23 protein-coding genes and 1 tRNA gene are annotated in these 23880 nt (G+C 61.1%); 13 read left to right on the forward strand and 11 right to left on the reverse strand.

Annotated features, from left to right (window positions below):
- Positions 1-7: 7 nt before the first annotated feature.
- Positions 8-847 carry a DUF2182 domain-containing protein gene (locus tag JN12_RS02440; protein WP_145017734.1) on the reverse strand — a complete coding sequence of 280 codons (840 nt, stop codon included), beginning with the start codon at positions 845-847 and terminating at the stop codon, positions 8-10.
- Positions 844-1467 (reverse strand): DUF1326 domain-containing protein, encoded by a 624-nt coding sequence (locus JN12_RS02445; protein WP_170241821.1) that lies wholly within the window; start codon positions 1465-1467, stop codon positions 844-846. Before JN12_RS02445 ends, JN12_RS02440 begins: the two co-directional genes overlap by 4 nt.
- 239 nt (positions 1468-1706) lie before the next feature.
- Between JN12_RS02445 and JN12_RS02450 the strand changes: the two genes are divergently transcribed.
- The 3 genes from JN12_RS02450 (at position 1707) to JN12_RS02460 (ending at position 4092) form a co-directional block, all read left to right on the forward strand.
- Positions 1707-1782: transfer RNA gene (locus JN12_RS02450), tRNA-Thr, on the forward strand.
- Between the two features lie 64 nt (positions 1783-1846).
- Positions 1847-3682, forward strand: coding sequence for a bifunctional homocysteine S-methyltransferase/methylenetetrahydrofolate reductase (locus JN12_RS02455; RefSeq protein WP_145017738.1), 1836 nt, complete (start codon positions 1847-1849; stop codon positions 3680-3682).
- Positions 3679-4092: a hypothetical protein gene (locus JN12_RS02460; protein WP_145017740.1), complete on the forward strand. Its 414-nt coding sequence runs from the start codon at positions 3679-3681 to the stop codon at positions 4090-4092. Before JN12_RS02455 ends, JN12_RS02460 begins: the two co-directional genes overlap by 4 nt.
- 9 nt (positions 4093-4101) lie before the next feature.
- On the opposite strand, the gene JN12_RS02465 is transcribed toward JN12_RS02460, so the two are convergent.
- The 5 genes from JN12_RS02465 to JN12_RS02485 form a co-directional block, all read right to left on the reverse strand.
- Positions 4102-5301: a sensor histidine kinase gene (locus JN12_RS02465; RefSeq protein ID WP_170241822.1), complete on the reverse strand. Its 1200-nt coding sequence runs from the start codon at positions 5299-5301 to the stop codon at positions 4102-4104.
- Between the two features lie 123 nt (positions 5302-5424).
- Positions 5425-5844 carry a nickel-responsive transcriptional regulator NikR gene (gene nikR, locus JN12_RS02470; RefSeq protein ID WP_145017744.1) on the reverse strand — a complete coding sequence of 140 codons (420 nt, stop codon included), beginning with the start codon at positions 5842-5844 and terminating at the stop codon, positions 5425-5427.
- 10 nt (positions 5845-5854) lie between these two features.
- Positions 5855-6673: a metal ABC transporter permease gene (locus JN12_RS02475; RefSeq protein ID WP_145017746.1), complete on the reverse strand. Its 819-nt coding sequence runs from the start codon at positions 6671-6673 to the stop codon at positions 5855-5857.
- Between the two features lie 68 nt (positions 6674-6741).
- Entirely contained in the window at positions 6742-7503 is a 762-nt protein-coding gene (locus tag JN12_RS02480) for a metal ABC transporter ATP-binding protein (RefSeq protein ID WP_145017748.1), read from the reverse strand.
- A gap of 216 nt (positions 7504-7719) precedes the next feature.
- Positions 7720-7929, reverse strand: coding sequence for a GSU3473 family protein (locus JN12_RS02485; RefSeq protein WP_145017750.1), 210 nt, complete (start codon positions 7927-7929; stop codon positions 7720-7722).
- A 185-nt stretch (positions 7930-8114) separates the two neighbouring features.
- Here JN12_RS02485 and JN12_RS02490 point away from each other — a divergent pair, with 185 nt between their 5' ends.
- Together JN12_RS02490 and JN12_RS02495 are read left to right on the forward strand one after the other, a co-directional pair.
- Complete coding sequence (locus tag JN12_RS02490) at positions 8115-9812, forward strand: methyl-accepting chemotaxis protein (RefSeq protein WP_145017752.1); 1698 nt, start codon at positions 8115-8117, stop codon at positions 9810-9812.
- 83 nt (positions 9813-9895) lie between these two features.
- Complete coding sequence (locus tag JN12_RS02495; RefSeq protein WP_145017754.1) at positions 9896-10297, forward strand: secondary thiamine-phosphate synthase enzyme YjbQ; 402 nt, start codon at positions 9896-9898, stop codon at positions 10295-10297.
- 92 nt (positions 10298-10389) lie between these two features.
- On the opposite strand, the gene JN12_RS02500 is transcribed toward JN12_RS02495, so the two are convergent.
- The 4 genes from JN12_RS02500 to JN12_RS02515 form a co-directional block, all read right to left on the reverse strand.
- Positions 10390-11694: a pyridoxal phosphate-dependent aminotransferase gene (locus JN12_RS02500; protein ID WP_145017756.1), complete on the reverse strand. Its 1305-nt coding sequence runs from the start codon at positions 11692-11694 to the stop codon at positions 10390-10392.
- 210 nt (positions 11695-11904) lie between these two features.
- Entirely contained in the window at positions 11905-12528 is a 624-nt protein-coding gene (locus JN12_RS02505; RefSeq protein ID WP_145017758.1) for an SH3 domain-containing protein, read from the reverse strand.
- Positions 12529-12536: 8 nt separating this feature from the next.
- Positions 12537-13001 (reverse strand): WbuC family cupin fold metalloprotein, encoded by a 465-nt coding sequence (locus JN12_RS02510; RefSeq protein ID WP_145017760.1) that lies wholly within the window; start codon positions 12999-13001, stop codon positions 12537-12539.
- 9 nt (positions 13002-13010) lie between these two features.
- The gene (locus JN12_RS02515; protein ID WP_145017762.1) at positions 13011-13364 is read right to left on the reverse strand and encodes a VOC family protein; all 354 of its coding nucleotides are present in this window, start codon (positions 13362-13364) and stop codon (positions 13011-13013) included.
- Positions 13365-13522: 158 nt separating this feature from the next.
- Here JN12_RS02515 and JN12_RS02520 point away from each other — a divergent pair, with 158 nt between their 5' ends.
- From JN12_RS02520 to JN12_RS02555, 8 genes are all read left to right on the forward strand, one after another.
- On the forward strand, positions 13523-15136 hold the full coding sequence (locus tag JN12_RS02520; RefSeq protein WP_145017764.1) for a thiolase family protein: 1614 nt from the start codon (positions 13523-13525) through the stop codon (positions 15134-15136).
- Between the two features lie 7 nt (positions 15137-15143).
- The gene (locus JN12_RS02525) at positions 15144-16217 is read left to right on the forward strand and encodes a GGDEF domain-containing protein (RefSeq protein WP_145017766.1); all 1074 of its coding nucleotides are present in this window, start codon (positions 15144-15146) and stop codon (positions 16215-16217) included.
- A 105-nt stretch (positions 16218-16322) separates the two neighbouring features.
- A complete protein-coding gene (gcvT, locus tag JN12_RS02530; RefSeq protein ID WP_145017768.1) occupies positions 16323-17414 on the forward strand; it encodes a glycine cleavage system aminomethyltransferase GcvT in 1092 nt (363 codons plus the stop codon).
- A gap of 78 nt (positions 17415-17492) precedes the next feature.
- Positions 17493-17864 carry a glycine cleavage system protein GcvH gene (gene gcvH, locus JN12_RS02535; RefSeq protein ID WP_145017770.1) on the forward strand — a complete coding sequence of 124 codons (372 nt, stop codon included), beginning with the start codon at positions 17493-17495 and terminating at the stop codon, positions 17862-17864.
- A gap of 101 nt (positions 17865-17965) precedes the next feature.
- The gene (gene gcvPA, locus JN12_RS02540; RefSeq protein ID WP_145017772.1) at positions 17966-19303 is read left to right on the forward strand and encodes an aminomethyl-transferring glycine dehydrogenase subunit GcvPA; all 1338 of its coding nucleotides are present in this window, start codon (positions 17966-17968) and stop codon (positions 19301-19303) included.
- The gene (gene gcvPB / locus JN12_RS02545; protein ID WP_145017774.1) at positions 19294-20733 is read left to right on the forward strand and encodes an aminomethyl-transferring glycine dehydrogenase subunit GcvPB; all 1440 of its coding nucleotides are present in this window, start codon (positions 19294-19296) and stop codon (positions 20731-20733) included. The genes gcvPA and gcvPB overlap by 10 nt, the downstream gene beginning before the upstream one ends.
- A gap of 169 nt (positions 20734-20902) precedes the next feature.
- Positions 20903-22684, forward strand: coding sequence for a DUF4388 domain-containing protein (locus tag JN12_RS02550; RefSeq protein WP_145017775.1), 1782 nt, complete (start codon positions 20903-20905; stop codon positions 22682-22684).
- A 25-nt stretch (positions 22685-22709) separates the two neighbouring features.
- Positions 22710-23780, forward strand: a complete 1071-nt coding sequence (locus JN12_RS02555; protein ID WP_145017777.1) for a type IV pilus twitching motility protein PilT — start codon at positions 22710-22712, stop codon at positions 23778-23780.
- Positions 23781-23880: the final 100 nt, after the last annotated feature.

The raw sequence follows: 23880 nt of genomic DNA on the forward strand, positions 1-23880 counted from the left end.
CCCCGGACTAACAGCCCCCATTAAGCATCAACCCGCCCCAGATGACCAATCCCACCCCTGCGACGCGGCTGATTGTGCGCCCGGCGGGGATAATTTTTTCCACCAGCATAAAAACGGTCAGCAGTGCCATCCAGATCAGGTTCATCACACCCAAGCCAAAGCATATCAGCATCAAAAGCCAGCAGCACCCCACGCAATACAGTCCGTAGCGGCTGCCGAGCCTGAGCGCCCCCAGGCGGCCCGGTCGCCAGTGGGTGAGCAGGAACCCGAGGGGGTTGCGGCATTTCTGCATACAGGCATCTTTCCAGGGGGTCCATTGGAAAAGCCCCGCACCAATCAGCAGGAACCCGCCGAGGACCGGCCCTGAAGCCAGGCTGACGGGCGACAGCAACGCCGTCCGCAGGAGCCCCCATTGCAAGGCTGTGACCGCTACACAGTAGAGCGCCCACGCGCCGAGGTAGCCCGCGGTAAAGGCTCCCACCGGCACGAGCACTCCGCTGCGTCCGTTCTGCCGGTTAACCACGGCAAACGCCAGCACCATGGGAATAACGGTCGGCAGCATCATCGCCGCCATCATGACCCCCCACATGACAAAGGTCATCCAGGCTTCCGTCACTCCCCAGCTTGCCAGATGGGGCATGACGGCGGAATGCATCGCCCCGTGTCCGGCCGGGTGGTGAGCGCCATGTCCCATGGCCGCCGCAGCGGACTGCCCGGTCGCCCCCATGCCTTGTGCCATCCTGATGGTATAGGCCCAAGACAACGCGGAAACGACAACCAGTCCCCCCACAACCCCCAACCGTTCTCCCGCTGGCAATCCGGCCAGCTTCCCTCCCTCGCCGCTCATGGGCCGTTCCAGGAAAAGTGGGAGTACAGGGCATGGGTACCATCGGTGGCAAAACCCAAACCACTATCGGTGCAGCGGGAGAAGCCTTTCGCCAGCACATGGGTTTTGCCATGGATCGTATTGTAGAGGTTGTCCATGACCGGGTCACTGTCCGGGTCAGGCCCCCGCAACGTTTCGATCCTCGTCTCAAGCAGCCCCTCAACGGTGAGACTCTTTTTGCGCCTCTCGTCCACGAACGTGAACGGCACTGTCTGCGTGTCCAGCCAGGTAGCAACGAATTTCGCCAGGATTGCCCAGGGGCCGCCAACACCGCCCTTCAGGATCGCCTCCAGCGCTTCCCGCTGCGGTGCATCGGCCCGCTCATCCAGATACAGCCTCTCGATCCATCCGCCGTCGTACATCCGTTGCGGAGTGTCAAAGAGCACCAGCGCCATCAGACCCTGCAGAGACAGATCACCGTAGGCACCGTCCCCGAACCGGATAGCCCAATAACCTGTACACCGCTCGTGGGTGCAGTTCTGCTTGAAGGAGAGGTGTGCGGGGCAGATCAACTGGCAACTGCAGTTCTCGAACAGAAGCCCTGTGCCCCACCATTTTTGCGGATTGTCATTGTCGCTCATCGCCATCCTCCTTGTTTCCCTTCCGGGAAGAATGTGCCCTGTTCGGCATTATACCAATATTCCCCTATAGTTCAGGCAGCAGCGGAGCCGGACGTCCCGGTGACAGACTCTACACGACCCTGCTCCTTTTGAAAAGGTTTCGGAGATGCCCCCGTCTCCGGCGTAACGCTTGACACCGGCAGCGTCATAGGGTAAATACAGAGACGCTGCAACGACACACGCACGCCAAAACATTGTAGGCCATCTTAGCTCAGTTGGTAGAGCAATTGATTCGTAATCAATAGGTCGCCGGTTCGATTCCGGCAGATGGCTCCACAAAAGTCACAGAAGGGTTTGGCACACAGCCGGACCCTTTTTCTCTTTCCCCAAAGGGGCGTCCATGCACTTTCTCGAGCTACTCACGGAACAGGTACTGATCGGCGACGGCGCCATCGGTACCATGCTCTACGGCAAGGGGGTCGGTCTCGACGCCAACTTCGAGCACCTGAACCTGGTCCGTCCCCAACTGGTAAGCGAACTCCACCTGGAATACCTGGCCGCCGGCGCCAACCTGATCGAGACCAACACCTTTGGCGCCAACGTTACCAAGCTCCAGCCGATCGGCCTGGAGAAGAAGGTGCGAGAGATCAACCGCCGGGGAGCGGAGCTGGCCCGGCAGGCGGTTGCCGCGGCCGGCAACGGCTATCCACGGTTCGTTGCCGGCTCCATCGGCCCCCTGGCACGGCTGAAAGGGGAAGAACGGGAACCGGACCGGGAGACCGTCACCGCCGTCTTCCGGGAGCAGGCCGAGGCCCTGGCCGAGGGGGGAGTGGACCTCTTCATCCTGGAGACCTTTGCCGACCTGGGCCAGCTCACCTGCGCCCTGGAGGCGGTCAAGGGAATAGGGCTGCCGGCCATCGCCAGCATGGCCTACCTGGAAGGGGGCCGGACCGGCGGCGGTGTGGAGGTCGAGACTGCCGGCCGGGCGCTGGCCGATGCCGGCGCGGCAATGATCGGCGCCAACTGCGGTGCCGGGCCGCTGGAGGTTTTACGGGTCGTGGAGCGGCTGGCGCGGGTCACGGACCGTCCCCTGGCAGCCTTTGCCAACAGCGGCTTTCCGGAGTACGTGGATGGCCGCTACCTCTACCGCTGCACGCCGGACTACTTTGCCGAAAAGGCGCTGGAGATGGTGGCTGCCGGCGCCGGACTGATCGGCGGCTGCTGCGGCACCACCCCGGACCATATCAGACGGCTGGCCGAACGGCTCGCCGGCATGCGTCCCGCCCCGCGCCGTGTCGGCCAACCGGTACGTGTCAGCGAACTGAAGCCGGCAGAACCGGCAGCGGCGACCGGTTTTCTCTCGTCGTGGGGCATCCGGCCGGTCATTACCGTGGAGCTCGACCCGCCCCGGGGGCTCGACTGCGGCAAGATCCTGGCTGGTGCCCGCTTACTGAAAGAGGCCGGCGCCGATGCCATCAACCTGGCGGAAAACCCCCTTGCCCGGGTGCGCCTCGGCAATATCGCCCTGGCCAGCCTTATCCAGCGGGAAGTGGGCATCGAGGTGATCGTCCACATTACCTGCCGGGACCGGAACCTGCTCGGCCTCCAGTCGGACCTGATGGGAGCGAGCCTGCTGGGCATCCGCTCCATCCTGGCGGTGACCGGCGACCCGGCCCGCCTCGGGGACCAGGCGGCCGCCTCGTCGGTCTTCGACCTGAATTCCTTTACCCTGATCAAGCTCCTCAGCGACCTGAACCGGGGGGTCAACGCCCTGGGGCATCCCATTGACCATGGAACCGGCTTCACCATCGGTGCCGCCTTCAACCCCAACAGTCCGAAGATGGAGGTACAGGCCGCCAGGCTGGCGAAGAAGGTCGCCAATGGCGCCGGGTTCGCCCAGACCCAGCCGCTGTACGACACCGAACGGGTCCTGGCAATGCTGGAGGCAACCAGGGACCTGTCGATCCCTCTCCTGCCCGGCATCATGCCTTTGGTGAGCGAACGGAACTGCGAGTACCTGCATAACGAGGTGCCGGGCATCGTCATTCCGGACCGGATCAGGGAACGGATGCACGGCAAGGAAAAGGAGGCTGGCGTGCGGGAAGGACTGGCGATTTCCAGGGAATTGATCGACACCATCAGGGGAGAGGTCGGGGGCTACTATCTCATTGCCCCCTTCGGCAGGGCCGAAATTGCCGCGGACCTGGTCCGCTTCATCAGGGAGGGGCAACGATGAGCTGGAAGAGTGTAACCAGGGGTATGTATGCTGCGCTCATGGTGCTGGCCCTCTGTGCCGCCTGCCACAGCCTGACCGGCACCGGCGAAGACCTGCAGCGCAGCGTCCGCGAATACAGCCGCATGCTCCGCTGGCAGGAGGGTGGCGAAGCGGTTACCCGCTTCGTGCAGCCGAGGCATCAGCCGGATTACCTGAAACGCCCCAGCGGAGAAGGGGCGCCTCACATCGTCGATTACCGGGTGGGCACGGTATCGTGGCTCTCGCCCGGCAGTGTGGCAGTGATACCGGTCGAACTGGACTACTACCTGCTCCCGTCGGCGACGGTAAAAACCGTGGTGGACAGCCAGGAATGGCGCTATACGGAAGGCCAGGGGTGGCAGATTACCAGCCCGCCACCGGAATTTCACTGATGCCGGAATCTACCACGGCTTCCCCTTTGTACCATCAATACGGGTAGGCACGGCTATGTGAAAGGTCGTTCCCTCAGCCGTCACCGAGTCGTACCAGATCCGCCCGCCGAGACGGCGAACCGTAGCCTTTACGTAGGCGAGCCCCATCCCTTCACCTTTTACATCCTGATGGCCGGCCCGGCGAAAAATCTCGAAAACCTTGTCGCTATCCTCCGGTGCAATGCCGCGGCCGTTGTCGCTGATGTGAAAAATGGTCTCCGTCCCCTCCTCTTCGGCACTCACCCGGATGACCCCGGGTCGTGCCGGGTCCAGGTACTTCACCGCATTGTCGATCACATTCCCCAGTATCTGTTCGAGTGCAGCATGGTCTCCCACAAGGGTCGGCAACGGACCAACCGTCACCACTGTCCTGGCACGCTCCAGCTGGTGGGCCATGGTGGCGAGTAGGTCGTTGACGAGAAGCGCGGTATCAAGCGATTCCGGGTTCAGTTCGCGATGTCCCAGGCGTGAAAGTTTCAGGACGGCGTCAATGAGGGCATCCATCCTGTTGACCGATGACGTGATGAAGCCGATGGCCTCCGGAATATCCGTCCGAAAAAGTTCATTGAGACGGGAGCGGTCCCGCTCATCAATGGTGGCGGCAAAACTCCCGAATCGCCCCTGCATCTCGGTCAGCAAGTTGGAGAGTTCGCCGGCAAACCCTTTGATGTTCACCAGCGGCGAGCGGAGGTCATGGGAGACGATGTTGGCAAAATTCTTCAGCTCCTCGTTGGTCTGTTGCAGCTCATCCGCAAAGCGCCTGAGCCGATCTTCGTCTTCCTTGCGGCGCGTGATGTCGTGCCCGACACAGACAATGCCCCGCATGGTCTCGTCCGGGTTCCACATGACCACGCCGGAGAATTCCACGGCAATCCGACGCCCGTCTTTGGCCAGATAGACCCGCTCCTGATTGCTGATGACCCCTTTTCGGGCCAGTTCGTCGAATGGGGGATCTGGAATGAGGGCCGACAGGGAAAGACCAACCGGCTCGCTGTCATAGCCGAGCAGGGTGCAGGTGGCGGCGTTGACCCGCTCGATTTTCCCGTCCGGCGTTGCCACGATCAAGGAATCCATCAGGGAGTGAATGATATCGTCCAGATAATTGCGGGCATCCAGGAGCTCGTCGTGAGATCTCTTCAGATCTGCGATGAGCTTGCTGCGAATATTCATCATGGTTCCTTGAAAATGGAAGTTCGGTAACTGCCGGATGGCTGCGACTATCTGCAGGCTATCGGCAACAGCCGGAAAAGCTGAAGGAGGGGGATCTAAGAGGCGTCGGCCGGAAAGAGCGGGTCAGGGAAGTTCCCCTGCCGTGGTGGTCATCACCAGCTTACCGTGTTTGACCCCTTTGACACCGATCAGCCCATCGGCAATCCTCTTCACATCCCTGGCCTTTCCCCGTACCACCAGCACCTCCAGACAATTATGGGCATCCAGATGAACATGCAGGGCAGAGACGATCTGGTGGTGGTAGGTGTGCTGGTGTTCGGTGAGCCTGTCGGACAGGTCGCGGACATGGTGGTTGTAGACCAGGGTAACGGTACCCACCGTCTCTTCGTCCCCCCCTTCCCATTTCAGTTCCACCAGAGAGGAGCGGATCAGGTCACGGATCGCCTCGGACCGGTTCATATAGCCTTTTTGCTCGATCAGCCGGTCGAAGCTCGCCAGCAACTGGTCATCCATGGATATACCGAAGCGTATGGTCTCTCCCATCGGGTCCTCCTCACTCCTTACAGCGCCGGAAGGCGTATGCCGCCACAAAGAGCACGGCATTGACGAGCACGATTACCCCACCGGTGGGGAGGTTAGCGACGAACGACACGAATATCCCGCCAACCACGGAGACAACTGCACAGACAGCCGCTATCACGATGGTGCTCCTGAAGCCTCTGGCCACCTGCAATGCGGTTACCGCCGGGAAAATGAGCAGCGCCGATATCAGCATGATCCCCATCACCTTCATGGCCAGGACCACGGTCAGGGCGGTGAGCAGCACCAGGAGGCGGTTGATGGCGGCGACCCGGATACCGGAGCTTCGCGCCAACTCTTCATCAAAGATGATGGCAAACAGGTCGTGGTAATACAGGGCAATGGCCACGAGGACGATGAGAAACAGGGCTGCGGCAATCCAGGTTTCCATGGGGCTGATAGCCAGGATGCTGCCAAAGAGGTAGCTGAACAGGTCGACGTTGAAACCGCCGGCCATACTGGCCAGGACAACGCCACTGGCAATACCGAGCGAGGAGACGATCCCGATGGCGGTATCGCCATAGATCCGGGCTTTGTCCGTCAGACGCAGGATGCCGAGGGACGCGAGCATGACCAGCGGAATGGCTGCCAGCGACACGCTCTGGGCGCCGACGCGGGTCAGCAGGAGAACGGCGACACTGCCAAAGGTCACATGGGCAAGGCCGTCGCCGATGAGCGACAAACGTCGCAACACCAGGAACACGCCGAGAATGGCACAGAGAACTGCCACCAGGGTGCCGGCAATGAGGGCTCGCTGCATGAAGCCGTAGCTGAGGATTTCGGTAATGGGCATGAATCAGGGACCTATTGTTGAGGTAGGGGCAGACTGCCCAACATCAGGGCGAACACGCGGGTGCGCCCCTACTGGTGGTGCCGGTGGCAGATCAGGTGCTGCGCGTATTCACCGAAAAATGCCGTCATCTCCTCGGAGCGGCAGAAATCATCGAAGTCCCCGTCGAACACCAGCCGTTTGTCCAGATAGATGAGGCGGCTGGCGTAGTGACCGATGCTCCAGGTATCGTGGGTTACCAAGACGATGGTAACACCGTGGTCCCGGTTCAACTGCTTAAGGACGGCGTAGAAATTCTCCCTTGTCTCCGGGTCGAGGGCGGTGGTCGGCTCGTCAAGGATCAGCAGCGAAGGCGACCCAACCATGGCCCTGGCCAAAAGGACCCGCTGCTGCTGGCCGCCGGATAGCTCGCCGAGACGGCGCGTTCCGAGACCGCCAATCCCCATGACATCCAGGACATTGTCCACCAGCACTGCGTCCTCCCTGGACCGCCGCCGGGGAAACCCCTTGCCGGCCAGGAGCCCAAGACTCACCACCTCGGCCACGGTGCCGGGGAAATTGGGATTGAAGTTGCGTAACCGCTGGGGCAGGTAGCCGATCCGCTGCCACGAGGTAAATTGGCCGACTGGGGTGCCGAAAAGAGAGATCTCTCCCCGTTTAGGGGTCACCAGCCCGAGCATGAGCTTGATCAGGGTACTCTTTCCCGAACCGTTCGGACCGACTATCCCCAGATAGTCGCCGGCCTGCAGCCGGAAGGAAATATCCTGCAGGATCTCGATGCCACCACCGTAACTGAACCACACCCCCTGGATATTCAGGAGATCTTCCGGCATTCCGGCCCCTTTCCCGCTCGTTTCGAATTAAAGTGCTCATGCCCTAAAGCATCCGTCCGGGTCAAACGGACAAATTGGCACGCACGGGACAGCGTGCAGCAAGGATTAACCAGCGGAGGGCTCCTGTCAAGGATTGATTGTCGGAGAGAGATTGCCGGGGGTCGTAAAAAGTGCCGACTACCGGGCGGCAGTGGCAAGTGGGACAAAGAACATTGTTTAGCCAAAATAGGTGGTGAGACCGCCGCCCTTTCTACGCTCCGGGCCCTCGTACTCCCGTCTTCCCTGGCGTACCGGACCCCTGCCGATGGTCACCCAACCGTCGGACCGGCAAAAAGCGACGATCCGGCCGGAAGTTATGAGGCCTTCCAGCAGATAATTCTTGACCATATCGGCAGTATTGTCGCTGTATATTACCTTGATCAGCATGGCACAGTCCTCCCTATTTTATGGCGAATCGATTATACAGCACTAATCTTTATTGTCCACCGCCATAAATAGAGTGGCATTTTTCCCAGCCAGGACTGATGATTAAAAAAATCTGGTTGCATGTGGCAGGTATCCGGGTAAAATAAACGCCTTGGATTGCTTCTATATCTCTTTCAGGACTTGGCATGGCACGTAACCTACGGTTTGGTTCTCGCCTGATTCACCTCCTGCTGCTCGTGGGCTTTGCCGTTTCAGGCATCGGCCTGCTTGCAGCCAGCAATATCCTCATCGTTATTCCCCCGGAACAGTTCGCTTTTTTCTGCAGATCTGCCTTTGGTGCCTGCGCCATCCTCTTTGCGCTGGTTGTCCTGATGTTAATAGCCCGCGGCTTGGCGAAGAGGATCAAGACTCTTGCCTCGGCACTCAGGAGAGGTGCCGAAGGCGACCTGACCATCAGGGTTCCGGTAACCACCGGCGATGAACTTGGGCAACTGGCGCAAAACTTCAACGGCATGCTGGCCAGACTTGGCGAACTGGTAACCAACACAAAAAAAGCCATCATCGAACTGATACGCATTTCCGCTGAAAACAGGGCCGTCGCCGCAACCGTCATCAACGCGGCGGAGACCCAGTCAAACGAAGTTGCAACGGCATCGGACGCGGTCAAACGGATCAATGGTTCGGTCGCCAAGGTATCCGACGGCGTCCAAAACCTGACCGCTTCAGCCCGAAAAAATACCGGTGCCATCGATGAAATGGCTGCCAGCATCAACGAAGTGCGTCACAACGTGGAAATTCAGGCCGCATCCATCGAGGAGGTCAGCTCCGCCATGGGCCAGATGGCGGCAGTTGTCGAGGAGATCGGCGGCAACGTGGAAAGCCTGATGCAGGCCGCCGACAAAACCACCTCCTCGGTGGCCGAGATGGACGAGACCATCAAGCAGGTCGAACAGAACGCCCGGGAAACGGCGGCGATTTCCGACAACGTCCGTCACGACGCCGAACTGGGAAAGCAGTCCGTTGATGCGACTATCGCCGGGATTGACGAAATCCGCCGTTCCTCCAAGGCGACCCTGGCATCCATCGCCAGCCTGACCGAACGGGCCGAGGCAATCGGTTCCATCCTCTCCGTCATCGACGAGGTCGCCGAGCAGACCAACCTCCTCGCTCTCAACTCCGCCATCATTGCGGCCCAGGCGGGCGAGCACGGCAAAGGGTTCGCCATCGTCTCCAGTGAGATCAAGGCGCTGGCCAATCGTACCCGTCAATCCACCATGGAGATCGGCGAGTTGATCAAAGGAGTGCAGGAAGAGACCGGCAAGGCCATGACAGCCATCAGCCAGACCGAACAGAAGGTCGCCGAAGGGGAACTGCTCTCCCAGCGCTCCGGCGACGCCTTGGCCAAGGTGGTCTCCGGTGTCGTGATGGCATCCCGGCAGGTCGGCGAAATCGCCGATGCTACCGTTGAGCAGGCGAGGGGGAGCCAGGAAATCCACGGCGCCATGCAGCACGTCGCTGAGATGGTAGCCCAGATTGCCCGCTCATGCCAGGAGCAGGTCGCCACCAGCAAAGGTGTCATGCGGGCCGTAGATCTGATGAAGGATTTTACCGGCCAGGTGCTGGCCTCCACCGACAGGCAGCATACCGTCGGTGGGGTCATCGCCACGTCAACCGGTCAGATGACCGACATCATCCAGGGAATTCGGGATGCCTGCCAGGAACAGACCGCGTGCAGCGAGCAGATCGACCATGCCATGGCAAGTGTCCAGAACTCGGCCAACTCCAACCTGGACTCGGCACGCATCCTGGAACATGGTGTGGAAAGCCTCTCGTTCCAGATTGACGTCCTGCGGCGGGAAATGGCAAAGCTTCAGGTGGAATGAACGGATCATCACGGCCGGAAGGCCAGAGCGGCTGCACGTTCATGAAGGAAAGCCGTTGACGGGGCATCCGCCAGGAGTCTGCCATGGTGCGCTACATCGAGGTAAAGAGCCGGAACCGGACGGAGATGATCGACATCACCGCCGAGGTCCGTGAAGTCATCAAGGCCTCCGGGGTCAAAAACGGTCTCTGCCAGCTGTTCGTCCTCCACACCACAGCCGGCATCACGGTCAACGAAGGGGCCGACCCGGCGGTACAGCGGGATATCATCACCTTCCTGAACCAGCGGGTTCCGGTCGACCTCTACTACACCCACCGCGAAGGAAACTCGGACGCCCACATTAAGGCGACCCTGACCGGCAGTTCCCTGTCACTCATTGTGGATGGGGGCAAGCCGCTTCTCGGCACCTGGCAGTCCGTCTTCTTCTGCGAGTTCGATGGTCCCCGGCCGCGCAAGGTGGCGGTAACGGTGGTGCAGGAGGTGTGATCGCGGAGGCATGAAACAACAGCATGCACACAAAAGAAAAGAGCGGTAGGGTCGTCCCCGCCGCTCTTTTCTTTTCCGAAAGTCGAAAAAAGTCACGAATTAAGGTACTGGTCGATCTTCTGCGCCAGGGTGTGGTAGATCCGCTCGCACTCCTTCAGGTCCCGCTCCAGGAGGGTCACCCGGAATCCCTGGAGACTGGTATTGAAGGAGGAGAGCGGCACAACGCAGATGCCGGTATGGGCCAGGATGTAATAGACGAAGCGCTTGTCAGGAGAGACATTCGCCCCGCTCACCAGGGACTCCACCAGCTCCTTTACCTCGGGCTTCTCGATGGGAAGGGACTGGCGGCTGTTGAGGAGCCCGTCGTGAAACGCCACCGACATGTAGAAGGCGCCGTTGGTCCGGTTGACGTTCAGCCCCGGCACCTCCCGGAGGAAGTTGTAGGTGATGTTGCTCAACTGCTCGTAGCGCCTGATCCGTTCATCCAGGTAGACCGGGTACTCCGGGTGGCTCATGATGGCCGGAATGCACTTCTGGGGGAGGGTGGTGGAACAGACCTCGTTCATCTTGGTGGTGAGAATGGCGCTCACATACTTCCGGAACCGCTCATCCCTGTCCGCGTTGTAGACCTCGATCCACCCGCAGCGGGAGCCGGGCCAGGGGAACTCCTTCGATATCCCCTTCAGGGCAATGGCCGGGACGGTGCCGATCACGTCGGAGATCGGCACCGTCTTCTGCCCGTTGTAGACGATATTGTTGTACACCTCGTCGGCAATGACGAAAAGGTCGTACTCCCCGGCAATGGCCACGATCTTCCGGAGGGTCTCCTCGGGATAGACCATGCCGGTCGGGTTATCCGGGTTGATCAGCATGATGGCGACGATCTGGGGATTGTACCTGACATGGTTGCGCAGGTCCTCCAGGTCCGGGGCCCAGTTGTCTTCGGGATTCAGCTGGTAGCAGATCGGCGCGGCGTGGGCGTTGCCGGACTCCCCGAGGGTATGGGTGGTATAGGTCGGGGACGGCATCAGCACGCGGCTCTCCGGACGGAGACAGCCGTAAACCTTTGCAATGGCGTCACCAAGGCCGTTGAAGAAGATGATGTCATCGGGGGTGATGCGTACGCCGCCCCGCCGGTTGGTCAACTCGCAGACATACTCCCGTGTTTCCAGCACCCCCCGGGTATGGCAATACCCCCAGGTGTCGTTGTCCATGGCCTCCCTGGCCACGATTTCCTTCATCCACTGGGGGATCAGTTCCCCCTTGACGATCGGGTCGCCGATGTTCTCCCAGTTGATGGCAACCCCGTGCTTCTGAAGCTTTTCCGCCACATTGACGATGTTGCGGATTTCATAGGTCATCTCGCCGGCACCGGGCCTTACCAGATCTGTACGCATGCTGCCTCCGTTAAAAATATGCTTGAAATGGAAAGAGGCCGTGGGGAACTCCCACGGCCTCTGGTATGCTTGAACTCAGTCGTCAGTTCATGATCGGGCAGCGGGCAGACCTGCGGCGTAGATCGCCGCGGCGATGGTAGCTCGAATTGCTGCACTGATGCCGGATACCTTGAACATAGCTAACCCGAATACCATATAGCCGGCAGTTGGTCAACGGTTTTGTGCCGTTTTTTGCTCCGCCACGGCAATGAGGAAGCGGCCGTCACGGTCGCGCCAGCGAAGCCAGCCGATCCGCGTGTACTCCACCATCACCTGTGCCCAATCGTCGTCCACCCGCAGGACCCTGAACTGGGAGCCCCGCCCAGGCGTTGCCAGTTCGGGGGCAGCATCGTCGGCCTCCTGCCGGACAACGCCGAAACCTTTGCGCAGTCCCGGCAGGAACCTGACGAAACGCCCTTTGAGGAACCGTTCCCAGGGCAGGAACTGCCAGGAACGGGGCCGCTCCAGCCACCCCTCACGATCGGCGTCGTCATATATGATCCGGCACCACTGGTCGCGCACCCCCATCACCACGGCCCGCCTCTCCCCCGCCGGCGTGACCATCACCGCATCAAGAGCGGGAAGCCGTGCCGGCGGGATCTCGACGATCCGGTCGATTCCCGGTTTCCGGTACAGCGGGATCGGGCCTGCGTCCTCATCGGGCACAACGGACCGGACGACCAGCAGGCCGATGCCGGCAAACGGACGGGGGGCCGGACGCTGGCTGGCACCGGCCAAAACCGCTACCGCGAGAACGGTCGCCAGCAGTATGGCTATGAAGGTGGACCGACCCATCGCCCGCCTCAAAACAGTGCGGCCAGGCCTGACAGATAGGGAGCCACGTCGGCAGTACCATCCTCCGGCGCCCAGACCGCCTTTTCCCCGTCCGCCAGCGGCAGGTAGGGGCCTGCCTTTGCCTCGAAAAAGACCGTACCAGGTGCCAGGCTCACCGCGGCATGAAAGATGCCGTGCGGGATATCGACCGCCAGGGTATCGCCGTCCGCCGACAGAAGGATCTTTTTGGCCACCAGACCCGCCTCGTCGAAAAAGATTACTCCCAACCGGCCGCGCACGATCACGAAGGTCTCGTCCTTGGTCGGGTCCAGATGCCGATGGGGTCGGATGTAGGAACCTGGTTCAACGGCGTTCAACAGCCGGTGGCAACAGAAGTCGTCGCTTGGGTGGATATTCCAGTTCTTGCGCAGCCGGGGATTCTCCCGAGCCTGAGCAGAAAGCTGATCGAGCAGTCTGCGATCGACAATTTTCATCGGCCTCTCCTATCTGTCCACCAGGGCGACCTGGTTTCCGTCCGGGTCTTCCACCACCGCCATGGTGCCCCACGGCGAGCGTTCCGGCGGTTCGGCAAACTTCACGCCGCTTGCTTCCAGTTCCCGGCAGAGCCCTTCGATGTCGTCCACCCTGAGTGTCACGCCGGTATGCCGGCCAACCAAGGGAAAGGCAGCCTCATGCACGGCCAATGCCACCCCGAAGGTAGTCCCGCCCCCCGGAAAGAACTCCATCATCATCTGGCTCTCCTGGGCAAGCGGCAGTTTCAGCCGTTCCAGGTAGAAGACCTTGGCTGCTGCCAGGTCACGGACGAATACCACCACATTCTTCAACTGCACCGCCATAGCGAGCCCCCTTGTGCTGTAATCAGTTCAGAAATTAACAGAGTGCCCGCCCGCTGGCAAGTCCCGTCTTGCCGCACTTGCCGCCACGGCGTTATTCGGTACACTGGATGTCATCCGGCATGCCTGATGATCCACACACTAGAGTGCGAGGAGATCGCATGGAACCTGCATTCACGCCGAGAAAGGTCTACGTTGCCGCCTCCTGGATGGCGCCGGTCGGACGGTACACCGCGAAAGAGCTCGGCGCCTGCACCTTCCTGGAGCTGGCCGCCCGGGTCGATGCCATCTTCGGCGACAGCCCGATCCGCCGCCGTGAGATCGACGCCGTCGTGGTCGGTTCCCAGAACCCGGCCGCCTTTTCCGGGGTGGACAACACGGCCGCCAAGATCTCCGGCGTGCTCGGCATCTCCGGGGCAAAGTCGGTACTCATCGACACCGCCTCGTCGTCCGGGGCCTCGGCCCTCGAAGAGGCGTACCTGCAGGTAGCTTCGGGGCGGTGCGACCATGTGCTGGCCATCGGCATCCAGAAGATGAGCGATGCCCCCACCCCGGAGGCGACCCGGATCGTCGCCGGGGTCATCGACCGGGACGAGGCCGAGTTCGGCCTCACCATGCCCGCCTGCGGCGCCCTGGTGGCCAGGGCTCTCATGGAGCGGCTCCGCCTCACCCCCACCGAGTGGACCGCCTTCTCGGCCATGCTCACCGAGCGGGCCCACCGCTTCTCGTCACGCAATCCCGAGGCCCACCTCCGCTTCGAGATCCCGGTCGCCGACTATTACCGCCAGATCGTCACCGGCAGGAATTACCGCTACTGGTGGCCGCTCCGCTACCACGACTACTGTCCCATGTCCGACGGCGTGGCCGCAGTCATCCTCACCTCCAGCCCCCAGGAGACGCTGGTGGCCGGCGTGGGGAGCGCCACCGACATCCCCACCATCGCCGACCGGAACTATTTTTACTCGTTCCCGGCCACTGTCCGGGCCGCGGCGGAGGCGTACGCCATGGCTGGGATCAGGAATATCCGCAGCTTCGCCGGCAGGCTGCACGTGAACATGCACGACCCGTTCAACGGTTTCGGCCCGATCAACATGGTCGATCTGGGACTGCTGCCACGCCACCGGCTGCTGGACGGGCTCCTGGACGACCGTCTCACCGGCGAGCAGGGGATGTTCCCCACCAACCTGACCGGCGGCCTCAAGGGGCGGGGTCACCCGCTGGGCGCCACCGGCATGATCCAGGTGGTTGAAAACCATCGCCTGATCCGGGACGGTCGGTTCCAGGCCGGGCTTTCCCACTCCATCGGCGGCCCCATCAACAACAACGTGGTCATCCTCCTGGAGCGAAGCTCCCACCATGCGGCAAGGAATCCGCACCCGTACCGGCCGTGGGGGCTCCCGCCCCTCGGCTCCCTGAAGCCGAAGGAGGTTACCGTTGACCATCTCCTGGCCGTCTCCGGGGCAGTGGAGGGGAGTTTCGTCACCGCCTCCACCCGTTTCGACTACCAGAGTGGCGATCCGCAGGCCACGGTCATTATTGTCGCCTGCCAGGCCAAGGGCCGGAAATTCCGCTTCCTGTTCGGCATCGGCGGCGAAAACTACCCGGAGGTAATCAAGATCCTCCCGGGCGACCTGGTCAGGCTGGAACAGGGTGACGGCGGCCTCCTGCTCAACCGGATGCCGGTGCGCAAGTTCTACCGCCGCACCCTGGACGGCCTGGTGGACATCGCCGGTACCAGCTGGCGGTTTATCACCGGAAAGGAAGAGGTTCGGTAACACACCCATGGATCGCCTGCACGGAACAGAGGAACGGAACATCTCGGCCAAGAACCGCTTTGCCGGTTACGACCGGATTATGGGTAATATCTCCTGGCTGCTCATCGCCCTGGTGGCGCTCCACATCAAGCTGCTCCCGCCGGACGACCGGGGAGTGATGCCACTTATCCTCCTCAGCCTGCTGCTGTTCATCTACAACGCAGCGGCCCGTTATCTGGTGTTCCCGGGCCGGTCCGGCCGGATCAAGACCTTCATCGACCTGATGGTTTTTCTCGCCTTTATCGTTGGCATCTGCTGGTTCAGCGGCAGGGTTTCCAGCCCGTTCATCTCCCTCATCTACCTGATCCTGATGGCCACAGCCCTGACGCAGGGTAAAAAGATCACCTATTTCATGGCCGCCTTGACCATCTGTTCCTACGTTTACCTGGCAACCGGCAACCTGTCAGGCTGGCTGGACGAATACCGCTCCCTCTCCCACCTGCTTCAGCTCTTCCCCTTCATGCTCATCGCCCACCTGGGGGCGATGCTGGCCGGCGAGGCGGAATCCGCCCGGGAAGAGGTGGAGCGGCTATCACTCACCGATGAGGTGACCGGGCTCCACAACATGCGCAACTTCACCAACCTGGCAGTCGTCCAGGAAAAGCTGGCTCAGCGTCATCAGAAGGCCTTTGCCGTCTGCATGCTGGACGCCGACAATCTGAAACAGATCAACGACCGCCACGGACACCTGGCAGGAACGGCCCTGATCCGCCACGTGGCGGACATCATCCGCCGGCACGTCCGGGCCAGCGACATTGCTGCCCGCTATGGTGGCGACGAATTCATTATCCTCTTCAACGAGACAACGACCGATAACGCCCGGGTGCCGGTGGAGCGGATCGTAACGGCCCTGGCAGAGACGCCGTTCACCGTGGGTGGACTCGAACTGCGCTCCACCCTCTCGGCCGGCATCGCCTCCTTTCCCGGGGATGGCAACGACCTGCGGGAAGTGATGGCCAAGGCCGACGAGGCGATGTACACCAGCAAGCGCCTGGGGAAAAACCGTCTGACGATCTTTGGCCGGGAACAGCAAACCCCTTGAGATAGGAGCAGTTGGCCCTGCTAACGGCTCCCTGAAAATCAGTTTACAAAGGACGGCAAATATTCTACAGTGTGCCCCACTAAATCCCCGCCGGAGCGCCTCCATATGGACGATCTGAAGTATACCCCCCTCTGCGCCGCCCATAAATCATTGCATGCCCTCATGGCCCCGTTCGGCGGGTGGGAAATGCCGATCCAGTATACCGGCATCATCGCCGAGCACCGCTGGTGCCGGGAACGGGCCGCCCTCTTCGACATCTGCCACATGGGCGAGTTCATCTTCCGGGGCGATCTGGTGGCCGATGGCCTGGAGGATCTGTTCACCTTTTCCGTCAAAAGCATCCCGGTCGGCCGTTCCCGCTACGGCTTTCTCCTGAACGACCGGGGTGGGATCATCGACGACCTGATTGTCTTCCGCCTGGCCGAGGACGAGGCGATGGTCGTGGTGAACGCCGCCACCAGCGACAACGATTTCAACGTAATCCGGTCCCGGTTGAAGGGAGGCGCCGACTTTACCGACATCTCGGCGACCACCGGCAAACTCGACCTGCAGGGACCGAGCAGCCGGGAGATCATGACCGCCCACTTCGGCCCGGCAGTGGGCCAGCTCCCCTACTTCAAGTTCATGAAGACCACACTGCTCGGCGTCGACGCCATCATCAGCCGCACCGGCTACACCGGCGAACTGGGCTACGAGATCTTCCTGCCGGCGGACAAGGTGGTCGAGCTCTGGGACCTGCTGCTCGCCGACGAGCGGGTGAAACCGGCCGGCCTCGGAGCCCGGGACGTGCTCCGCCTGGAGGTGGGATACAGCCTCTACGGCAACGACCTGGATGAAACCATCACCCCGCTGGAGGCCGGCCTGGAGGCATTCGTCAAGTTTGACAAGGCTTTCATCGGTAAAAGAGCACTCGAGGCCCAGCGGGCCGCAGGGCTTACCCGGGTCAAGGTCCCCTTTGCCGTCTCGTCCCGCCGCTCCCCCCGCCACGGCTACGGCATCGCCAGCGGCTCCGATACAATCGGCGAGGTGACCAGCGGCGTCTTCTCCCCCATGCTCGGCTACGGCATCGGCCTCGGATTCGTCCCGCCGGCACTGGCGCAAGCCGGCACCTTGCTCACCGTCAGCCACGACAAGGTCACCATGGAGGCAACGGTGTGCGACCTGCCGTTCTTTAAGGGTGGCTCGCTGAGATCGTAGCGGCACCCATAGCAGGATAGCAACCAACTGAAGCCACAATAGATTTTGCCAATACTATCAATTCCATCAGGAGGGAATATGGAAATTTTCTTCAGCAAAGAACACGAGTGGGTCAAGGTCAAGGACGGCATTGCCACCGTCGGCATCAGCGAGCACGCGGCCCATGAACTGGGAGACATCACCTTCGTGGAGCTGCCGGCAGTGGGCAAGAGTGTCAAGCAGTTCGAGATCCTGGCCGGCATCGAGTCGGTCAAGGCGGCCAGCGACATCTACGCGCCGGTTTCCGGCAAGGTGGTGACGGTCAACGAGGCACTGGAAACCACCCCGGAAATTGTCAACGACGCCCCGGAAGACGCCGGCTGGATTGCCGTAATGGAGGCAACCGACCTGTCCGAACTGCAAAACCTGATGACCAAAGCCCAGTACGAGGAATACCTTAAGAATCTGTGACTCGTGACTCGTGACTGGTAACTGGTGACTCGTGCTTCGGAGAAGTTTTTCCCGAGTTACGGGTCACCAGTTACAAATCACGGTTTCCAAAGGAAACAATTATGAGCTATTGTCCACACACTGTCGACGAACAGCAGTCGATGCTCGGCACAATCGGCGTCGCCAGTGTTGCCGACCTGTTCAAGCCGATCCCGAAGAAGCTGCGGGCCAAGTCGTTCGACCTGCCGGCCGGCATGTCGGAATTCGAGATGCTGCAGAAGATGACCAACCTTGCCGCCAGCAACGCCCAGGGGGTCATTCCGTTCATCGGCGGCGGGTTCTACGACCATCTGATCCCCACCGCGGTCGATCACCTGTCCGGCCGGGCCGAGTTTTACACCGCCTACACCCCTTACCAGCCCGAATGCTCCCAGGGAAGCCTGCAGGCCCTCTTCGAGTATCAGACCGCCATCTGCCGCCTGACCGATATGGAAGCAAGCAACGCCTCCCTCTATGATGGCGGTACGGCCCTGGCCGAGGCGGCTCTCATGGCGCTGCGGATCACCGGCAGGAACCGCCTGATCCTGGACGGTTCGGCCAACCCGTTCTACCGCGAGGTGCTCAAGACCTACCTGGCCAACCTGGAGGTGGAGATCATCGAGCTTTCTCCTCTGGACGGGGCCACGAACAAACCCGACTGTCTGGCAGCCCTGGACGACACGACCGCGGCGGTCATCGTCCAGAACCCCACCTTCTTCGGCGGGTTCACGGATCTGACCGATGTGGCCAAGGCGGCACACGCCAAAGGTGCCCTGCTCATCACCACCGTCTACCCCGTTTCGCTGGGACTGCTCAAGAGCCCGGGCGAGATGGGGGCGGACATCGTGGTGGGAGACGGCCAGAGCCTGGGGAACCCCCTCTCCTTTGGCGGGCCATCCTTTGGCTTCATCGCCACCCGGAAGAAATACATCCGCAACCTCCCGGGCCGGATCATCGGCGAGACTGTTGACCGGGAAGGCCGGCGCGGCTATGTCCTCACCCTCCAGGCACGGGAACAGCATATCAAGCGTCACAAGGCGACCTCCAACATCTGCAGCAACCAGAGCCTCTCGGCCCTGCGCGGTCTGATCTTCCTGTCGCTCATGGGCAAACAGGGGCTTGCGGAGCTGGCCCGCCTCAACTATGAAAAGGCCGAGTACGCCAAGGCGGTGCTGGGCAGCATCCGCGAAGTGGCCGTGCTGGCGGGTTCCCCCACCTTCAACGAGTTCACCCTGAGCCTGCCGATGCGGGCCACCAAGGTGGTGGAAAAGCTTCTGGCCAAGGGAATTGCGGCCGGCGTACCGCTGGGGCTGTACTACCAGGATGCCGACAACTACCTGGTGGTCACGGTTACGGAAAAACGGAACAGGCAGGAGATCGACCTGCTGGCAAAAGAGCTGGAGAGTGTCCTATGGAGCTGATTTACGAGAAATCCGTTGCCGGCCGAAAAGGGGTGCGGCTCCCGGCCAGCGATGTGCCCAAGGCCAAGGCGTTACCGAAAAAACTGCTGCGCAGTGAAGCGGCCGGCCTTCCCGAGCTCTCGGAACTGGATGTGGTCCGCCACTTCACCAACCTGTCGCGGCTCAACTACTCGGTTGACACCAACTTCTACCCGCTGGGCTCATGCACCATGAAATACAACGCCAAAGGGCTGGAAGCGGCAGCAAACCTCTTCGCTCCGTTCCATCCCATGACGGCGCTCCTGCCGGGCGGCGAGAAGCTGACCCAGGGCTCCCTCGGACTGCTCTTCGAGTTGGGAAGCCTGCTGGCGGAAATAACCGGCATGGACGAGGTGACCACCCAGCCGCTGGCCGGCGCCCACGGCGAGATGACCGGCATGCTCCTCATCGCCGCCTATCACCGGGCCAAGGGGAACCGGAAAAAATACGTCATCGTCCCTGATTCGTCCCACGGCACCAACCCGGCCAGCGCCGCCATGGTCGGCTACGAGATCATTACCATCCCGACGGCTCCGTACGGCGACATGGACCTGGACGCCTTCAAGGCCGCCCTGAACGACGAAGTGGCGGCGGTCATGATGACCTGCCCCAACACGCTGGGCCTCTTCAACCCGCACATCAAGGAGATCTGCGACCTGGCCCACGGCGCGGACGCCCTGGTCTACTACGACGGCGCCAACCTGAACGCCATCATGGGCAAGGTCCGCCCCGGCGATGTCGGCTTCGACGTGGTCCACGTCAATCTGCACAAAACCTTCGGTACCCCCCACGGTGCCGGCGGTCCCGGAAGCGGTCCGGTCGGCGTCAAGAAAGGGCTGATCCCGTTTCTGCCCATCCCCCGGATCGTCAGGAAGCTGACCGGGGCCTACACCGTGGAACACGAGAACCCGGAAGGGATCGGCCGCACCGCCAACTTCTTCGGCAACTTCGGGGTCATGGCCAAGGCCTACGCCTACATCCTGATGATGGGAAAAGAAGGGCTCATCCAGGTGAGCGAACAGGCGGTCCTGAACGCCAACTACATCATGAGCCGACTCAAGGATCTCTACGAGGTTCCGTACGACCAGACCTGCATGCATGAATGCGTCCTCTCGGCCAGCCGGCAGCTGGCCCACGACGTCCATGCCATCGATATCGCCAAGTTCCTGATCGACAAGGGGTTTCACCCCCCCACGGTCTACTTCCCCCTGATCGTCAAGGAAGCAATTATGATCGAGCCGACCGAGACCGAGTCCAAGGCGACCATGGATGCCTTCATCGCCGCCATGCGCGAGGCGGCGGAACTAACGGAGAACGATCCGGATATTCTGAAACGTGCCCCGGTGACCACCCCCATCTCCCGCCTGGACGAGACCAAGGCGGCCCGGGAGCAGAACGTCTGCTGCCAGTAGAGACGCACAATGTTGCATCTCCACCTCCCAACCCATTGAGTATCTGCACGCCCCTCTCCGTCAACCGCCGGACAGGGGCTTTTTCTTGCAGCCGCGCCAAAATGGAATATAATCCTACAACCTGTCGGAGTTGCTGCATCAACAGTTAGTGAATGGAGAGGGTACCACCATGTCCTTTGTCGGCGATTTAGAGCACATGCCCATAGTCGATGTGATCCAGCTGCTCCATTCGACGAGAAAATCCGGCATCCTGAGCGTGAAGAGCCGCAAGGGTGAAAGCAGGTTGGTCTTCAAGGACGGCTACATCGTCAGCGCAAATCACCTGAACAACATGTTACGCATCGGCAATATCCTTGTGGAACGGCAGCACGTTACCCCGGAAATCCTCGCAGCCGCCCTTCAGGAGCAGGAAAACGCGGGGAAGGATCGCAAACCGTTAATCATAACCCTGGTACAAAGCGGGCGCGTGAGGGAAAGTGATGCCTACCAGGCACTTGAGCATCTCATTGAGTTGACGGTTGTCGAGATACTGACATGGAAGAGGGGGACGTTCAGCCTGGATGTTGCCCAAGCCCACGTTTCCGATGACTACCGGTACTATCCGGAACGGATGAACCAGGAGATTAACATCGACACGCAGGGGGTATTGATGGATGCCCTGCGCATTTACGATGAAAAGCTGCGGGACGGTACCCTCCCGGAAGAAGAGTCATATGACGGGGATATCGCACCCGGCGAGTCATGGGCAGTCACGCCGGAAAAGCCGGCCATCACGGCCGACGTCCTTGGCCTGGACAATCTCGATGCCCTTGACAAGGTGATCCCGGATGTATTTTTGGGGGTAAAGGCGTACGATCCGGCCGAACCCCATCGCCAGGCGCTGGCAGACGAGTTGCAAAATCTGCCGCTTAGCGAACAGGAAAAACTGTTATCCTTCCTGGTGGCTTTTTCGCAACCACTAAAGGGGTCAGACCTGGTGCCAGCCGTTGGCCCGGCCCTGGCGGTCATCCTGCTCAGTCGGGATGTGCTCATAAGGCATGCCGTCATGACGGTGTGCAGGCATGAAGGCCTGTTTGCCTTCACCACGGACGAGGAGGCGAACATCGACCATATCGTCGACCAGTCTCACGCCAGGGATCTGCTGCCGGTTCTCCTCGTTGACTCTCCGGAACGGGCCGCCGAGGGATTTTCGGCGGACAAGATCGTCGCCCTGTGGCACCGGGAAAAGGCACGTTATCCACACTTGTCGATCGTGCAGCTAGCATCGCCACGGGATCACACATTTGCGCTCCAGGCGGTTGAGGCGGGACTCAGCGTGATACCCAGACCCTGCAGCGAAGAACGGAAAGAGACCATTGCGACCGATGCCATCGGCTTCATGAAGGCCCTGCAGGCCTGGCTGGCACACGCTCCGCCACATCCGGACCAGCAGATCTTACGGCAGTTCGCTGAACGGGTTCGTGAACTCGGCACTCTTTCGACAGCGCCGGACATCTCCTATGCGCTCCTGAGATTTGCCTCTGTCATGTTCGAACGCGCCATCACCTTCGTGGTCGTCAAGACGGAACTGATTGCCGAACGTGGCATCGGCATCAATGCGGACAAGAGCGCCGGCCCAACTCCGCCCCTGCGCTTCATGCTCCCCCTTGACCAACCGTCGGTTTTCCGGGAAACGATCGCCGGCGGTCGTTTTTTCTACGGCCCCAGCAGCGACCCGCTCCTGGCGAAACACCTCTATGCGGAGATTGGTGCCCCGCGCACCGCCAAAATACTCCTGGCCCCCATCAAAAGCCTTGGCCGCGTGTTCGCCCTCACCTACTGCGACTTCGGCACTACGTCCGGCAATCCGGTGCGGGCCGACCTCATGGAAACCCTGGCGCACCAAGCCGGCATAGTACTGGACAACGCCCTTTACCTGAATAAATCCGAAAACCGGGTACAATCACCCTAAAACGCTACCTGCACAAAGGATCGTTATGGACCTGAATATCCTGCATCAGATCCTGGAAATCGCCTTCCAGAAGAGAGTTTCCGATCTCCATTTCGAGGTGGACAATCCCCCCTTTTTCCGGGGACGGGGGCAGCTCATCCGCTCGAAGATGCCGAACCTGGCGGCCGCGGACACCGAATTCATCGCCGCACAGATCCTGGAGCAAAACGGCCAGCAGCTGAGCAATGACCTGAAAGAGCTCGATGCCTCCTACTCACTGCCGAGCGGCGGCCGGTTCCGGGTCAGCATCTTTCGCCAGCGGGGCCATTTCGGCATCGTCATGCGCGTCATCCCGCCCCATATCGGCACCTTCCAGGATCTGAACCTGCCACCCGTGCTCGGCGAGATCGCCAAGGTGCCGAACGGTCTGATCCTGGTCACCGGCCCCACGGGAAACGGTAAATCAACAACCCTGGCATCCATGATCCGCTTCCTGAACGAGCAGTACAGTTACAACATCATCACCATCGAAGATCCCATCGAGTTTCTCTTCACCTCGCAGCGGAGCTGTATCATCCAGCGCCAGGTCGGCATCGACACGAACAGTTTCAACGCTGCCCTGACGGCCTCCCTGCGCATGGACCCGGACGTGATCATGGTAGGGGAGATGCGCGACAAAGAGACCATCGATGCCTGCATCAAGGCTGCGGAGACGGGCCACCTGGTCCTCTCGACCCTGCACACCCAGGGCGCCGTATCAACGATCAACCGCATCGTCGGCAACTTCCCGCCCGAGGCACAGGAGATTCTCCGGCAGAGACTGGCGGACATCCTGGTCGCCACCGTCTCCCTGCGTCTGGTCAAGGGCAAATCCGGCGAAAGCATCATCCCTGTGGTCGAGATCATGCGCGCCACCACAACGATTCAGGCGTGCATCCGGGAAGGGCGTCTGGACGAAATCGAAAAGCACATCGAAACCGGCAATTCCCTCTACCAGATGCAGACCCTGGACCAGCACCTGCTGCAACTGTGCAAGCAGGACCTCATCACGGTGGAGGATGCCAAGCGCATCTCCCACTCCATGGATCTGGAACGCAAGCTGATGTTCGACAATTAGCCCACTGCTAGGGGGAGATGCGAAGGAGTACGAGCCGGAACGGAAGCCCGGCCGACTTGCTTGAGACAGTGCGGGGAGCGGGGCAGTAGCCCGGGATGGT

The organism is Geobacter argillaceus, from assembly GCF_007830735.1.
GTDB classification, from domain to species: domain Bacteria; phylum Desulfobacterota; class Desulfuromonadia; order Geobacterales; family DSM-12255; genus Geomobilibacter; species Geomobilibacter argillaceus.